The following is a 15,543-nucleotide window of genomic DNA, read 5'->3' on the forward strand; positions in this document are numbered from 1 at the left end:
GTTCTGATGCAACTTCACTATAACGATTTGAATTTTGGATGTATTTACATTTTTACGTCATTCCTTGCTATTTTCCGAACTATCTTGATCTTGCCTCCGGCCGCCTTTTCCTTCTTCATCACAATCAGTCTTTGCAAGGCCATGAAGAGAAACAGGAGGAATCCGACGGCAATTTTCGTCCACCACGAGCTGAGCGTTCCCTGAAAGATAATCATCGTCTGAATCATTCCAGTACAGAGCACGCCCAGCATCGGACCGACCAAATAACCGAACCCGCCGGTCAGCAATATCCCACCGATGACGCAGGCTGCTATGGCATCCATCTCCATCCCCATCAAATGCAGGGAGTTGCCTGACAGCATATAAAAAGTAAATACGATGCCTCCAAGCGCGGAGCAAAAACCGCTTAACGTGTAGACAGCAATCGTGGTACCGGCTACCGGAAGGCCCATCAGTACAGCCGAGCGTTCACTGCCGCCGAGTGCGTAAACGGCCCGGCCAAAACCGCTGTAACGGCCGACGAATATCGCTGTGAGAACGAATAACAGGGCGATCACGACACTGATCGAAATAAAACTGTCCCCGGACAAGCGAATTTTATAACTGGAAATTTGCGTATAGATTGCGTCGGAAATGACGATGCTCTCCGTTCCGATCAAATAAGCGATCCCCCGGCCCAGAAACATCCCGGCGAGCGTAACGATCCACGGATGGAGCCCGAATTTGTTGATGAGATACCCCTGGCCGGCGCCGAACGTTATCCCGATCAACAGCGAAATGGCCATGACCAGATATGCGTTCATGCCTTGATTAAGCAGCGTAGCGGACATCATGCTGACCAGCGCGACTACGGAGGCTACCGATAAATCGATGCCGCCGGTAATAATGACGAAAGCCATGCCTGTTGCTACGATGATTAAGTACGCATTATCAATAAACAAGTTTAGAAATACTTGCAAGGAGAAGAACCCATTGTACATCGCCGATCCTGTTCCATACAGCATGACTAGAAGGAGCAGCGTCGCCAATATAATGATATTGTTGCTGCTAATTCGAAACCGGAGCGATTTCACGACGCAGTCACCTTCCTTTTGATCGAAATTAGCTTTTGTCTGAACACATCAGATTGGATCAAGCATACAAGAATGACGACGATTGCCTTGACAAGCAGGATCGATTCCGGTGGAACGCCAAGAGAATAGATCGTCGTGATCAGGCTTTGGATGAAAATCGCGCCGACTACGGTGCCGCCGAGGAAAAATCGCCCGCCGCGCATGGAAGTGCCGCCAATTACAACCGCCAGGATTGCGTCAAGCTCGTACCATAAGCCGGCGTTATTCGCATCTGCACTGCTCAGGTTGGAGCTGTAGATGATACCGGCGGCTGCCGCCAGCAATCCGCAAATCGCGTAAGCCGTCATAAAGATCACTCGCGGCTTAACACCGGCGAACTCGCTGGATCTCCGGTTGGCCCCGGTGGATTCCAGAAATAATCCGAACGCTGTTTTTGTCTTCAGCAGATACACCAGAATGAATACGGCGGCAACGATGTAAACCGCAAAGGGAATCCCAAGCAGATACCCTTTGCCGATATATTCATAACGATCATTCGTCGTCGTTAGAATTTGTCCATTGGTAATCAGTTGCGCGATCCCCCGGCCGACTGTAAGCAGAATGAGGGTTGCCACCATCGGCTGGATACCCAGAATCGATACCAGCATCCCGTTCCATAAACCGCAGAGCAATCCAATCCCCAGCGCAGTCAGTATCGCCACCCATAGGGGACTGCCTTCCAATATGAAGATGGCCATTGAGCCGGCGATGGCCAGCACGGAACCGACGGAGATATCGATCCCCTCTGTTGCAATCACGAGCGTCATTCCGATAGCCATAATAATGAGCGGCGTACCGCGGTTAAGTACATCCACGAGATTGCCATACAGGTGGCCATCGATGATCTCGACTTTGAAAAAGCCTGGCACAACGATCAAATTGATCAAGTACAAAATAACAAGAGCTAGAAGCGGCCACACTATTTTGTGACGGGCCGCCTTACGAACCGACGCTGCCAGATTTCGCAAATACTTCAGCTCCTTCCGCAATCATCTGCATAATCCGGTTCTCCTTCATCTCTGCACCGGTCACTTCGCCGATTTGAATGCGGTCGCGCAGGACAATAACCCTGTTGCAGCAATTGACCAATTCCTCCAGTTCAGCGGAAATAATCAAGATAGAAATGCCGGAAACGGCCAGCCGGAAGATCAGTTTGCGAATTTCCGTTTTCGTACCCACATCGATGCCCCGGGTTGGCTCATCGAGAATAAGCAGCTTGGGCTCAGTCGCCAGCCATCTTGCCAGAACCACCTTTTGCTGATTGCCGCCGCTCAAGTTATCGATCCTTTGCTCTGTGCCAGGCGTTTTGATGTTGAGCATATCGATGTACTCCTGAGCCATATCTCTTTGCTTTTTGACCGGAATGAAAGGGAACCATCCTTTTTTCGCTTGCATGGCCAAGGCGATATTCTCACGAATGGTGAGTTCGCCGACGATCCCTTCTACCTTGCGGTCCTCCGGACAGAATCCGAGTCCGCGCTTAATCGCTTTCTGTGGATACATCGCGGTGATCTTCTCTCCTTCGAGCTCCAGCACCCCGGTATCGCTCTTGTCGATCCCGAATATCAAACGCGCTACCTCCGTCCGGCCTGATCCAAGCAGTCCGGCGAGACCAAGTACCTCTCCTTTATGAATAGTCAGGTCAAACGGCTGGATAGAGCCTTTTTTGCTAAGTCCCTCCGCCTGAAGGAATACCTTGGTCTGATTTGGTGTATCGGCTTTTTCTTCTGACTGCTCATCGGGATCCCATACCCGGCCGATCATATGGGAAACGAGCTCTGTTCTTGGCAACGCCTCCGTCTTAAATTCACCGACCAGCGTTCCGTTTCTGAGTACCGTGATGCGATCCGTTACTTCGTACACCTGGTCAAGGAAGTGGGTAACGAACAGGATACCCATACCTTCCTCTTTCAACCTGCGCATAGCGGAGAACAATTGCTTGACTTCGTTCGCATCCAAGCTTGAGGTCGGTTCGTCTAAAATCAAAATGCCGCTGGAAATATCCACTGCCCGGGCAATGGCCACCATCTGCTGAACGGCAACCGAATACATGGACAATTGCTGTCTTACATCAATATGCAAATCAAGCCTTGCGAGCAGTTCTTCGCTAAGACGGTGCATCGTATTCCAGTCAATCATGCCCCATTTGCGGGGCTGCCTTCCGACAAAGATATTTTCCGCAACGGACAAGTTCGGGCAAAGATTAACCTCTTGATAAACCGTACTGATTCCGAGTTGTTGAGCTTCCTGTGGGGATTTGGGATGAATCTCCCGTTCCCGAAGTTTGATCGTCCCGGCGTCCCTTTTATAAACCCCGGTCAGCACTTTGATTAAGGTGGATTTACCCGCTCCGTTCTCTCCCATCAGCGCGTGAATCTCCCCTTTCCGCAAGCAAAAGTCTATTTCCGATAAAGCCGCCACACCGGGAAATTCCTTCTTGATTCCTTCCATTCCTAAAAGAATATCAGAACCCATATGCTCACCCTCTTTCTTTCCTTCACTACCTAATTTTAGAAAGTCGAAGGTCGGATTGTATTTAGAATAATGAGTCTTTTTTTAAGCATTTCGGTCTTTCGTATTCTTTCATTGCATGCAAAATAACCCCACAAAGTGGAGCCTACGCTTCGATGCTTATTCTAAATACTTTGCGGCGACCCTAAAACAGCGTACGGGGATTCTTTCCAGTGGCTGACATGAGATCCCTTATTTCTGCAATCAGCCCCAAATTGACCAAAAAGATGGAATCATGCATGAATAGCCATGATTCCATCGCACAGCATTATGGATTTTGTACCTTCTGCGTACCGATTAATTTTTTATGAGATTGCGCAAGACGTTTGAAATCCGCTTTCTCCACCTTACGGTCATAAGAGAGCAAGCCGTTGATCTCCATTTCAACGTCGGTGATTTGGGTATACACCGCAGCGCTAAGACCCGATCGCTTCAGTTCTTCCAGCTGCTTAATGAAGCTGATATAGCGATTGGTCAGTTTCGCTACACTCTCCTGCTCCTCATAATTGAATACATTGGAATTCCATTCATGTCCAGGCACTTTCAGACCCAGTCCCCCATATTCTCCAAGCACGGCTGCCCGTGTATCTGTTGGCTGCGGCATCGTCGGTGCCGGATAATTATGCGCATCGATGAAATGGCCCACGTTCTTATCCGTCCAACCGCTCGCATTATTAATGAGACGTGTCGGATCGTAATTCATCGCCCAATTGGTTAATCGCTCCGTATCATACTGCCCCCAACCCTCATTGAACACCGTCCAGACGACGATCGAAGGATGATTGCGGAACTGGTCAATCATTTCTTGGAATTCCTTCTCTAAGTGGGCGCGGTTGTCTTCCGAGTCGCCAAATTTGCTCACCTGGTCCTGCCATACGACAACACCCAGCTTATCGGCCCAATAATACCAGCGATCCGACTCCACCTTCATATGCTTCCGGATCATATTCATGCCCAGCCGTTTCACGGCTTCAATATCGAACTTCATGGCCTCATCGGTTGGCGCTGTGTATAACCCATCTGGCCAATAGCCTTGATCCAGCGGCCCTATTTGGAAAATAAACTTGCCATTAATCAGCGGACGCGTGATGCCGTCAACTTTGCCCAGCTTCACTTCCCGCATACCGAAATAGCTGGATACTTCGTCAACTTTCGTAGTCCCTTTCACCAAGTTCACCTTCAGATCATACAAGAACGGATCATCCGGCCACCACAGTTTCGGATTCGGGATCGGAATGGAAAATTCCTCACCGACAGCTCCGGTCGCACGGGCTACTTCCTTCCCGTCCTCCAAAACAATAGCTTCAACCGCTTCATCTGTAACCCCTTCACTTCCGGTTACCTTCAATTTCAGGGAATTGCTCACAAGATCTGGCGTCATATCCAATTTATCAACGGACGCAGGAGCCACTGGTTCCAACCATACCGTTTGCCAAATTCCGGACACTGAGGTGTACCAGATGCCGCTTGGATTGTTTCGTTGTTTGCCAATCGTGTATCCGCCTTCATCCGTCGGATCACTGACATATACGATTAATTCATTCTCGCCGGCCACGAGTTGCTCCGTAATATCGAAGCTAAACCCTGTGTATCCACCGCGGTGTTTTCCAACTTCGTGTCCATTAACATATACAGTTGCTTCAAAGTCAACCGCACCGAAGTGGAGCTGGACCTGCTTGCCATCCCAATCGGATGGCAGCGTAAATTGACGTTTGTACCACATCTTGTCTTCCTGTCGCTCAAGTCCCGACAGCTGAGACTCGACGGCGAATGGCACAAGGATTTTTTCACTTAACGTCTTACCCGTTGGAAGCGCCGTTTGCTTGCTGCCGCTCTCAAACTCCCATTCACCGTTCAGATTAAGCCACTGGTCACGAACCAACTGCGGACGCGGATATTCAGGCAATACATTGTTTTTGTCCACTTCATCTGCCCAAGGGGATTTAATTAAAAATTCAGAGTGATTCGTTACCTTCGTCCCGACGAACGCGGATAAAGGCTGACCGTCCGCTTTCTTAATTTTGCCTTGCCCGTCATAAGTCACGATGATGGATTTATCCGGCTTATAAATGGGAACATCCCACTTCAATTGAAGAACAGACGGGTCATCTGATTTCAAGGTGGCACTCGTCGGAATATGACTGCGACGACCTGCGATTATCGTGAAGTGCTTCGCTGCCGCCTTAGGAACCGCCTGCAACTTACTGTTGAACTGCAGCTCAGCTTGCAGGCCGTCTTGCAGAATTATACTTTGTTTCGGACTGTGGTTCACATACCCCGCTGGCAATGCAAATACCTCTTCAGGTACCGCTTGCTTCTGTAATGTGGAGTTGGACCATTTCAATTGAATGTATGCCCCGCCATAGTCCTGAAAATACTCTAATTTAAAGCTAACCTTCTTGCCGGCTTCCAAATGAATGGAGGCACTCGTCTGCTCGTTGTCCCAATCATTCACCCAATGGTCGATGGCCAGCTTATCATCCACCCATAAGCGGAATCCGTTGTCTCCCTTAATATAGAACTTATAATCATCCGTCATCGGTGCCGCCAGTTGCCCTGTCCAACGGACCGTATTATATTCATCCTGTCCTGTAAGCGCTTTTAAGACCGGTGTGATATCATCAAAATCAATATTGGCATCGACCGTTGTCATCTTCAGCTCTTTGAAATCAAATTGTCCTCTTCCTGAGCTGGTGTAATACTCCGCTTTTAAACCTTGGCTTTCCGAACTATCGCTTGGTTGACCTTCCCCTGCAAAAACCGTGGACACGCCGAAAACCTGCAAGATCATGATCAAGGTCATCATAAGTGAAACAGTACGTCTTCTCATATGTTTCAGCTTCCTTTCCTGATTCTTGATTTGACGTGCAATGGCAGTAACATGACGCTCATCCTTTGGCTACATCCATTCCCCCCTTCCTGTAAAGAGTATTTTACAAGGAAACGACTGGAATGTATTTGTAATTTTAGGTTCATAGTTGCAATTTTCCGCAGTGTTTTTTAATCGCTTTCAAAAGTTTATGTAATGCTCCCTATCGATTCCGTTCCGATGGAACATATTTTAACAGATTATTTGTAGCGATTAACTCGCTAAAGTTACGACTGCCCGTCGCACATAAAAAGACGCACCGATAATGGTGCGCCTTTTTTACATGGATGAATGCTTTCTCCGATGCGGTTTATTGGCCTTCGACTTCTCTTCACTGTCATCCACCTCCAAGCCGTCATCGCCGGGCTTAAAGATCCGGCGCAGCGTCCCCAGCATGGACAGCGCATACGCAACGGTAATGAAACTGAAGGCGATCTCCATCACCACGACAAGCCGGGACGTATTATCGACTGGGGCTATATCGCCATATCCGACCGTGACAAACGTCGCCATACTGAAATACAGGAAGCTAATGAACTGGCTTAGCAAATCCTGGCCGATATTCTCGCCTTCGAAGGAAATGCCTCCGAACAGCTTATAGATCGACATATACACCATCGTGAAAAACAAAATGCACATCCCCGCCGCCATGCTAATCCGAACCAAGGTTGTTTTCATATCAACATGCTGATTGACGGAGTCTGCAATTCTATCGAATATATACAGCACATAAAAAATAACGGAGCATAATGCAAACAGCAGGATCAGAGCGCGCATGCCGCCTTCACCGGGCACCACGTTCATCAGATCGATCCACCCCAGCAAATCTTCAACCGATACCAGGACATAAATGAGCAGTGGAGCAAGCAGCAAAGGCCTGCTGGACCACTTCTTGTCCATACTGTAGAACAAATAAATTAACAGCAGGAAGCCCGTCAAATTGAGCAGCCACATCCACCATGACATCTTCAAGTCCCTCCTTTGGCTTGTGGCCCTCAAACGGCAGCCCGTACCATTACGTCTTTATTACCCTCGTAACGGTATTTATGCACCTGAAGGTCGCTGGTAGTCGGCCCCTGCTCGCTTAAAACTACATTCATCTCCACCTGATCTTTTGTTAAAAATAGCGACAAAACACGTACAGCGAGTCGAACGAAAGTCGTCCAACTGCTTTAGATCTAACGGTTCTTCTCCAACCACTGCGCAGCATGATCCACCATCGCCCGCTGTTCTGCCAACACACAGTCTGCCTTTCCTACACGACCATGCTTATATGCATCGGGACATTGCGCTTCAAACGAGGCTCCAATCGCTTCAAAATCGTCGGAATGATAGTTGATATCCTGGAATGCCTCCCACTTTGTTATTCCCTGCATCCTGCGTACTGGCGCGTGGGCGGTTACCACCTTCTTGCCTGCCCAATCCGTGCGGTATTCGCTAAGGTGGAAGGAAGTATTATTGCCATAGCCACTACCCAGCATAAGCACGTAAGCACCCGCTTCATATAAGCGTGCCAGCGGCGAGGCTTCGCCCAAGCTATGATCGAGCGGATGGGATTGCATAAGTGCCTTTGCTTCCCTGCCGCGTGCAGCAAACGAAACATGCGGATGACGGCTTCGGATGACCCCTTCTTGTTTACGGAACACTTCCGGAATGATCCCCATCCCTGATGTAACGGTCAGATCTGGGTCATAGGGAGGCATGCTCTCGCGGATCAAATCCCACCATTTTGAGTCGGCCGGAGGGTTTCCCCATGTCTTCGGATCGGTTAAGTTCGCAGACTGCGTTGGCATCACCAGTGTCCCTTCATCGCCCAGTACGTCTTCCAGGGCCAGTATAACCGCCTCCGGACCACCAACAATCCATCCGCCTACGCTTTTGAGCGAGGAATGGACGAGCAGGGTCATTCCCTTCCGTACGCCAAGAGCGAGCAGGTCATCGCTTATATCCTTTATCGTAATCGGTTTTTCGATGATCAAGTGACTCATCTTCATTTCAATCTCCTAATAAACACATGTTTTATATCATACAACAAAAAAAAGCGCCTGCCCGAAGCCATGCCCCGGTCAGACGCCTTGGTGTTGAAGCTAAACCGATTAAACGCCAAGCCAGCGCTTAAACAGATGTTTGGTTGTGTCCTTGTTCATTTCCGCAATCGACGTAGTCAGCGGAATGCCCTTCGGACAAGAACGCACGCAGTTCTGCGAGTTGCCGCAGCCCTCGATGCCTCCGTCCTGCATCAGCGCTTCCAGACGCTCTTCCTTGTTCATCTCACCTGTCGGGTGAGCATTGAACAAGCGAACTTGGGAAATGGCGGCGGGTCCGATAAAGTCTGTTTTTTCGTTGACGTTCGGGCAAGCCTCAAGACATACACCGCATGTCATACATTTGGACAGCTCGTAAGCCCACTGACGCTTCTTCTCCGCCATTTTAGGTCCGGGGCCAAGGTCGTAGGTACCATCGATCGGAATCCACGCCTTCACGCGCTTGAGGGCCGTGAACATACGACTGCGGTCGATAACCAAGTCTCTTACAACCGGGAACGTCTTCATCGGCTGAATCCGGATCGGCTGTTCCAGCTTATCGATCAATGCCGCACACGCTTGGCGCGGCTTGCCGTTGATGACCATGGAGCAAGCTCCGCACACTTCTTCAAGGCAGTTGGAGTCCCAGCATACTGGTGCGGTGGTTTGGCCCTGTGCATTTTTGGGATTGCGCTGAATTTCCATCAGCGCACTAATGACGTTCATGCCGGGACGGTACGGAATTTCGAATTCCTCAGTATAGGATTTCGTCTCCGGATTGTCCTGACGTGTAATGATAAACTTAACGCTCTTTGAGGCGGCTGCCGTTTGAGACATCGTAAATCCCCCTTCCTTCTTACTTGTCTTTCGAATAGTCGCGAATACGCGGTGGGATTAAGGAAACATCCACTTCTTCGTATGAAATCTGTGGTCCATCAGGCGTCCAGGTTGCTTTGGTTGTCTTGAGGAACTCTTCATCGTTACGATCAGGGAAATCCGGCTTGTAGTGAGCGCCCCGGCTTTCGTTACGGAGAAGCGCACCCAGCGTCATGGCCTCGGACAACTCCAGCATGTTCCACAGCTGGCGTGTGAACGCCACGCCCTGGTTGTTCCAGCGGGAGGTATCCGTCATATTGATATTGCGGTAACGTTGCTTCAATTCCTTGATTTTGCCGATGGTAGCTTCAAGCTTGTCGTTGTAGCGAACCACCGTCATGTTGTTGGTCATCCATTCGCCGAGCTCTTTATGGATCACATAAGCATTCTCGGTTCCTTCCATCTTGAGCAGGCCTTCATACTTGGTCGTTTGCTCTTTCGCTACGCGGTCAAATACGGTGGAGGAAACATCCTCAGCGGACTTCTTCAAGCCTTTGACATATTCAATCGCTTTCGGTCCGGCCACCATACCGCCGTAAATGGCGGAGACCAGGGAGTTCGCTCCCAAACGGTTCGCACCGTGATATTGATACTCGCATTCTCCGGCTGCAAACAGCCCGGGAATGTTCGTCATTTGGTTGTAATCGACCCACATGCCGCCCATGGAATAATGGACTGCCGGGAAGATCTTCATCGGGATTTTACGCGGATCGTCGCCCATGAATTTCTCATAGATCTCGATGATACCGCCAAGCTTTACGTCCAGCTCTTTCGGATCTTTATGGGAGAGGTCCAGGTAGACCATGTTCTCGCCATTGATGCCAAGTCCCATATCGACGCAGACGGAGAAGATTTCACGCGTAGCAATGTCACGCGGCACCAGGTTTCCGTAAGCAGGGTATTTCTCTTCGAGGAAATACCACGGCTTGCCGTCTTTATAGGTCCAGATCCGTCCGCCTTCACCACGTGCCGATTCCGACATCAAGCGGAGCTTGTCATCGCCTGGAATGGCTGTCGGGTGAATCTGGATAAACTCGCCGTTCGCATAATGCACGCCTTGCTGATAAACGGCACTGGCCGCTGTTCCCGTGTTGATCACCGAGTTGGTCGTTTTTCCGAAAATAATACCAGGACCACCGCTTGCGAGTATAACGGCTTCAGCTTTGAACGCCTTAATCTCCATCGAGCGCAGATCCTGGGCAGCGATACCGCGGCATACGCCTTCGTCGTCGATGATCGCATTCAGGAACTCCCAGTTCTCGTACTTGGTCACAAGACCCGCAGTTTCCCAGCGGCGAACCTGCTCGTCAAGCGCATAGAGCAGTTGCTGTCCGGTCGTTGCGCCGGCGAATGCCGTCCGGTGACGCTTCGTTCCGCCGAAACGGCGGAAATCGAGCAGACCTTCCGGCGTACGGTTAAACATAACGCCCATGCGGTCCATCAAGTGGATAATGCCCGGAGCCGCTTCACACATCGCTTTGACCGGAGGCTGATTCGCAAGGAAGTCGCCGCCGTATACCGTATCGTCAAAGTGCTCCCAAGGAGAGTCACCCTCACCTTTCGTATTCACGGCTCCATTGATGCCGCCTTGCGCGCACACGGAGTGAGAGCGTTTAACAGGTACAAGTGAGAATAGATGAACGTGAGCTCCTGCTTCTGCCGCTTTGATGGTTGCCATCAGCCCGGCGAGGCCGCCACCCACTACAATAATATTAGATGCCATTTTTCGTTCACTCCCCTTAACTTAAGACTGTCTTAACTACATCGATCATTGCTGTCGCCGCCTCGAATTCGGAACTGCGGAATGCTGTCATAGCCAGAACGAACAACACGCTCATCAATACGAACAAGCCCATGCAGATGTATGTGGATACCTTCTGCGCGCGCGGACCGACGGTGATGCCCCAGCTAACGAGGAACGCCCACAGGCCGTTTGTGAAGTGGAAGACTGCCGACACAACGCCGATGACGTACAGAGTAAACAGAATCGGATTGTTCATGATGCCATGCATGGTCGCGCCCAAATCGTCATGCGTGATTTTGCCGATCATGATTTGGAAACGCGTATCGTACATATGCCAGATAACAAAAACGAACGTAATAACGCCGGTGATCCGTTGGACGGTGAAACGGATGTTCCGTTCATAGTTGAAATTGCCCACGTTGTTATTTGCCTGGTAAGCAATGTATAACCCGTAGACACCGTGATATAGCAGTGGCAGCCAGATCAGGAACAGCTCGAGGAAAAATATCAGCGGCATGCTGTTCAAAAAATGGACCGCGCTTGCAAAGCCTTCCTTTCCACCCTCGAAAGCCTTATAGTTGGAAATCATATGGCTGAGCAAAAATGCTCCAAGCGGTATGACACCGAGCAAAGAATGCAGCTTTCTGGAATAATACCCTTTCATCAGTCGACGTTCCCCTTTCCAATGTGCAGCGTTTTCATTTTCAATCTTTCCTATTTCCAGAACAATTACACTTACCCTGTCCTAAAACCGTTGCAACGACAAAAAGCTGCCTATTTCGGCAATCGTGTGAACAACTTGTGTCATGTTTCATGTTACTCCTTTTTTTCTTATAATGGAATTGCAATATAATTATTAATCGTTATAATCTATACGCATAAGCAATGTTTTGCACATATGTCTATTTTATATAGGAGGAATTCCATGTTTGAAGAACTGGACATGTTCGCCGTCGTTGTAGAGCAATCCAGCATAAACCAAGCCTCCAAGCTGCTTAACTTGTCACAGCCAGCCCTGTCCAGGAAAATAGCCAAGCTGGAGGACCAGCTCGGGCTGCAGCTGTTTAACCGCCGCGGCAAACGGCTGGAGCTTACCTCCATCGGACAGATTGTGTACACCTTTGCCCTGGAGCAGCGCCAGCAGCAGATCAAATTCATGCAGACGTTGGCCCATTACCGGGAGGGGGATCAGATCTCGATCAACCTGGGGGCCAGCCTAACCACACTGCAGACCACCTTGCCCCCGCTCGTTAACGCATTCATGGAGCGTCATCCCGCGGCCGAAATCAAGCTGATCACCGGCAAGACCCATGAAATCGTTTCTTATGTAAGAGATAAACGGGTCGATGTCGGCATTGTCGCCTCCTCCATCAACCAGCCCGGCTTAAACTGTATTCCGCTGTTTGATGACCATCTGGAGCTTGTCATCCCGTCTTCACACCCGCTGGCGGAGATCGAGGATGTCGGCATCGAGCAGCTTCAAGGCTTGCCGATGATCATTTTCTCAACCGGCACTTGGTACCGCAAGTTGACGGATGACCTGTTCCACCGCTGGGGCATTATGCCGGATATTCGGATGGAGATCGATTCCTTCGAAGCGATCGTCAGGCTCATCCCGACCTGCAAGGCAGCCGCGCTTCTGCCCAAATCCTATCTGAGACCGCAGCTGTTGTCCGATAACGGGCTTGTCGACATTCATATTCCGGCACTCATTGAAACCCGGCGAACAACTTCGCTGATCTACGGCCAAGCCTCGGAGCTGAGCAAGGCAGCCAGCCGCTGGATTGACGAAACGGAAATCCTGTTCCGTAAGCTGGAGGAGGATAAAACGAAGAAAACCTGACGGTATATAGGGTCGTCAGGTTTTTTTCTTCTTTATTTATTTTTCGAGCATATTCACGACCTCAGACTCAAAGAGATCCACATTATCATTGGAGCCGATAACGACCATAATGTCGCCGGAGTTCACCACATCCATGGCTGTTGGCGCTACGATGATGCCGGATTGTTTATTCAGGGCCACCACGCTGACACCGTAGCGAACCCTCGTATTGAGCTCGCTAAGCGTTTTTCCGTCCATGCAGTCCGTGACCGTCATCTCCACAATCAGATAGTCCTTGGATAATTCGATATAGTCGAGCAGGTTGGGCGTGACAAGCTGGTGAGCTACCCGGATCCCCATATCCCTTTCCGGAAAGATCACCCGGTCCACGCCCAGCTTCTCCAGCGCCCGGCCGTGCAGCACCGAAATCGCCTTGGCAACGACCATGGCGACACCAAGCTCTTTTAACAAGATGGCGGATAAGATGCTCATCTGAATATCGTTCCCGATCGCCACAATCCCGCAGTCGAAGTTACGGATACCGAGCGATTTAAGCACCTCTTCGTCCGTAGCATCCGCCACCACCGTGTGCGTCAGCAGCTCGCTCATATCCTCGACAACCTCTTCACTGCGGTCGATGCCGAGCACCTCATATCCCTGTTCCATCAGTTCAAGCGCCAGGCTGGCGCCAAATCGTCCCAAACCGATGATTGCAAATTGCTTTGGTTTCATGTCTCTCCTGTACTCCTTATCCAATAATCATTTTGCCTTCCGGATGACGATATAATTCTTTACCCTTTTTTGGCCCCAGTGCATAAGCAAGCGTCAAAGGCCCCAATCGCCCTGCAAACATCGTAATACTGATCAAAATCTTCCCGAATCCCGTCAGTTCAGGCGTTAAACCCATGGAGAGACCCACCGTACCGAAGGCGGATGTCGTTTCGAATAGGATCTCCAGGAAGCTCCCTTCCTCTGTCGTTGACAGAATCATCGATACGATTAGAACGAGCAGCAGTGCCAGTAATGCAATGGTCAGTGCCTTCAGCACCCGCTCCTGGGCCAGGCGATAACGGAACATGACGATGTCTTCACGCCCGCGCATCATGGCGATAACCGCCCCCACCATAATGGTGAAGGTTGTTGTTTTGATACCGCCACCGGTTGACCCTGGGGATGCTCCGATAAACATCAGAATCACGATAAAAAATTGCGTGGCCTGTCGAAGCCCCGTAATATCTATAGTATTCGCGCCAGCTGTACGCGGCGTTACGGACTGGAATAACGCACCGAAGAATTTTCCGCCCCAATTCAGAGAGCCGAGCGTCCTCGGATTGGTGAATTCAAATATAAGAATGACGATAAATCCAACCAGCAGCAAGGTAGCCGTCATGGTGAGCACCACTTTGGAGTGCAAGGAAAGTCTCCGCTGTTTTCGGAAATCAATCAGATCGGATAATACGATAAAACCAATCCCACCTGAGACAATCAAAAACATCACGACTATGTTGACTACAGGATCGTAGACATACCCAGTCAAACTCCGAAAATCACCAAACAAATCAAAACCGGCGTTGTTAAACATCGTGACTGCATGAAAAACGCCATAATAAATCGCCTGGCCGATCGGCATATCAAACGCCCAGCGGATCGATAGAATGATGGCACCACAGGCCTCGATGATGAGGGAGTACAACAACACTCTGCGAATCAGCCTTACGATTCCTTCCATCGAGGACTGATTCATCGCTTCTTGCAGAATGAGACGATCCTTGAGCGATATGCGTCTTTTCAGAGCCAAGGCAAATAAAGTAGCCATCGTCATGAATCCGAGCCCGCCGATCTGAATCAGCAGCATAATCACGACTTGGCCGAAGGAACTGAATGTCGTTCCTGTATCCACCACAACCAGACCCGTTACACATGTTGCCGATGTCGAAGTGAACAAGGCATCGATAAATTCAAGCGGTTCACCTGTACTTGTGGAAATCGGCAGCATTAACAGCGCCGTCCCGATGAAGATAATAGCCGCAAAACCAAGCACGAGAATCTGCGGTGGAGACAACCTGAGCCAGTTAAATTTAGAGTTCAATCGGTCACCTTCTTAAAAAAAATCAAGAAAAAAAGACACTGGAAAACGCAGTGCCCTTTACGGTCTGGTTCCTGTGCTGCAGCCTACGAGGTTAGCTGACGGATTCGGGCATTTCCACAGGTCGCCCTATTCATTATTCTAGGAATAATGAAATTCACCCCAATTACATGGTTCCCCCATTTTCAGTACGAAATTCGGCTGGAATATTCGGTTCCTTGAAGCATGATGTGATTATAACGCAATCTGGTACGTAACCCAATGCCGTTTTTCACCCAAAAAATCTTTAAAAGAGCGCGAATTGGGCATATTCAAGAATACAAGCATAGGGTTCTCTAACGTTTTCGAAACCTTTCATTCATTTTCATCGATTTGTTTCATTATTCCGGATATTGGGATAAGCTGCTTATGACTTTCATAACTATGTTATATTGACTCTATGCGTACTTAATCAGGCATATCGAATACCAGTGGGAGTATCAACTTTCCTAGAGGAGGA

At 49.7% G+C, this 15,543-nt stretch carries 12 protein-coding genes and 1 riboswitch; of the genes, 1 reads left to right on the forward strand and 11 read right to left on the reverse strand.

The features are described 5' to 3' along the window. Nucleotides 1-44 precede the first annotated feature (44 nt). The 9 genes from yjfF to AB4124_RS05255 all read right to left on the reverse strand — a co-directional run bounded on the left by yjfF (nucleotide 45) and on the right by AB4124_RS05255 (nucleotide 11,800). A complete protein-coding gene (yjfF, locus tag AB4124_RS05215) occupies nucleotides 45-1,073 on the reverse strand; it encodes a galactofuranose ABC transporter, permease protein YjfF (protein ID WP_076324818.1) in 1,029 nt (342 codons plus the stop codon). Further along, the gene (locus AB4124_RS05220) at nucleotides 1,070-2,080 is read right to left on the reverse strand and encodes an ABC transporter permease (RefSeq protein ID WP_441971534.1); all 1,011 of its coding nucleotides are present in this window, start codon (nucleotides 2,078-2,080) and stop codon (nucleotides 1,070-1,072) included. The genes yjfF and AB4124_RS05220 overlap by 4 nt, the downstream gene beginning before the upstream one ends. Continuing rightward, the gene (locus tag AB4124_RS05225; protein ID WP_441971536.1) at nucleotides 2,052-3,587 is read right to left on the reverse strand and encodes a sugar ABC transporter ATP-binding protein; all 1,536 of its coding nucleotides are present in this window, start codon (nucleotides 3,585-3,587) and stop codon (nucleotides 2,052-2,054) included. The genes AB4124_RS05220 and AB4124_RS05225 overlap by 29 nt, the downstream gene beginning before the upstream one ends. A 304-nt stretch (nucleotides 3,588-3,891) precedes the next feature. Beyond that, nucleotides 3,892-6,453, reverse strand: a complete 2,562-nt coding sequence (locus AB4124_RS05230) for a sugar-binding domain-containing protein (protein WP_441971537.1) — start codon at nucleotides 6,451-6,453, stop codon at nucleotides 3,892-3,894. 318 nt (nucleotides 6,454-6,771) lie between these two features. Continuing rightward, a complete protein-coding gene (locus AB4124_RS05235; protein WP_441971539.1) occupies nucleotides 6,772-7,458 on the reverse strand; it encodes a potassium channel family protein in 687 nt (228 codons plus the stop codon). A gap of 212 nt (nucleotides 7,459-7,670) precedes the next feature. After that, complete coding sequence (locus AB4124_RS05240) at nucleotides 7,671-8,471, reverse strand: aminoglycoside N(3)-acetyltransferase (RefSeq protein WP_441971654.1); 801 nt, start codon at nucleotides 8,469-8,471, stop codon at nucleotides 7,671-7,673. Between the two features lie 117 nt (nucleotides 8,472-8,588). Continuing rightward, on the reverse strand, nucleotides 8,589-9,353 hold the full coding sequence (gene sdhB / locus AB4124_RS05245; protein ID WP_076324823.1) for a succinate dehydrogenase iron-sulfur subunit: 765 nt from the start codon (nucleotides 9,351-9,353) through the stop codon (nucleotides 8,589-8,591). A gap of 19 nt (nucleotides 9,354-9,372) precedes the next feature. Continuing rightward, complete coding sequence (gene sdhA, locus AB4124_RS05250; protein WP_076324824.1) at nucleotides 9,373-11,115, reverse strand: succinate dehydrogenase flavoprotein subunit; 1,743 nt, start codon at nucleotides 11,113-11,115, stop codon at nucleotides 9,373-9,375. A gap of 16 nt (nucleotides 11,116-11,131) precedes the next feature. Then, complete coding sequence (locus AB4124_RS05255) at nucleotides 11,132-11,800, reverse strand: succinate dehydrogenase cytochrome b558 subunit (protein ID WP_339267964.1); 669 nt, start codon at nucleotides 11,798-11,800, stop codon at nucleotides 11,132-11,134. Between the two features lie 261 nt (nucleotides 11,801-12,061). On the opposite strand from AB4124_RS05255, the gene AB4124_RS05260 reads away from it, so the two are divergent. Then, on the forward strand, nucleotides 12,062-12,979 hold the full coding sequence (locus AB4124_RS05260; RefSeq protein ID WP_076324826.1) for a LysR family transcriptional regulator: 918 nt from the start codon (nucleotides 12,062-12,064) through the stop codon (nucleotides 12,977-12,979). A gap of 36 nt (nucleotides 12,980-13,015) precedes the next feature. Here AB4124_RS05260 and AB4124_RS05265 read toward each other — a convergent pair whose 3' ends face one another. Both AB4124_RS05265 and AB4124_RS05270 read right to left on the reverse strand, forming a co-directional pair. After that, complete coding sequence (locus AB4124_RS05265) at nucleotides 13,016-13,690, reverse strand: potassium channel family protein (protein WP_076324827.1); 675 nt, start codon at nucleotides 13,688-13,690, stop codon at nucleotides 13,016-13,018. 16 nt (nucleotides 13,691-13,706) lie between these two features. Then, nucleotides 13,707-15,047, reverse strand: a complete 1,341-nt coding sequence (locus AB4124_RS05270) for a TrkH family potassium uptake protein (protein ID WP_379407308.1) — start codon at nucleotides 15,045-15,047, stop codon at nucleotides 13,707-13,709. A gap of 65 nt (nucleotides 15,048-15,112) precedes the next feature. After that, a riboswitch (cyclic di-AMP (ydaO/yuaA leader) is annotated at nucleotides 15,113-15,257 on the reverse strand. Between the last annotated feature and the right edge of the window lie 286 nt (nucleotides 15,258-15,543).

Origin of the sequence: Paenibacillus sp. 2KB_20, from assembly GCF_052115765.1 — a bacterium.
Classification (GTDB): Bacteria; Bacillota; Bacilli; order Paenibacillales; family Paenibacillaceae; genus Paenibacillus_AQ.

Excerpts from the sequence above, each read along its gene's own strand:
- sdhA (WP_076324824.1), bottom strand. The coding sequence starts at position 11,115 with ATGGCATCTAATATTATTGTAGTGGGTGGCGGCCTCGCCGGGCTGATG.
- sdhB (WP_076324823.1), bottom strand. The coding sequence starts at position 9,353 with ATGTCTCAAACGGCAGCCGCCTCAAAGAGCGTTAAGTTTATCATTACA.
- AB4124_RS05255 (WP_339267964.1), bottom strand. The coding sequence starts at position 11,800 with ATGAAAGGGTATTATTCCAGAAAGCTGCATTCTTTGCTCGGTGTCATA.
- AB4124_RS05230 (WP_441971537.1), bottom strand. The coding sequence starts at position 6,453 with ATGAGAAGACGTACTGTTTCACTTATGATGACCTTGATCATGATCTTG.
- AB4124_RS05260 (WP_076324826.1), top strand. The coding sequence starts at position 12,062 with ATGTTTGAAGAACTGGACATGTTCGCCGTCGTTGTAGAGCAATCCAGC.
- AB4124_RS05265 (WP_076324827.1), bottom strand. The coding sequence starts at position 13,690 with ATGAAACCAAAGCAATTTGCAATCATCGGTTTGGGACGATTTGGCGCC.
- AB4124_RS05225 (WP_441971536.1), bottom strand. The coding sequence starts at position 3,587 with ATGGGTTCTGATATTCTTTTAGGAATGGAAGGAATCAAGAAGGAATTT.
- AB4124_RS05235 (WP_441971539.1), bottom strand. The coding sequence starts at position 7,458 with ATGTCATGGTGGATGTGGCTGCTCAATTTGACGGGCTTCCTGCTGTTA.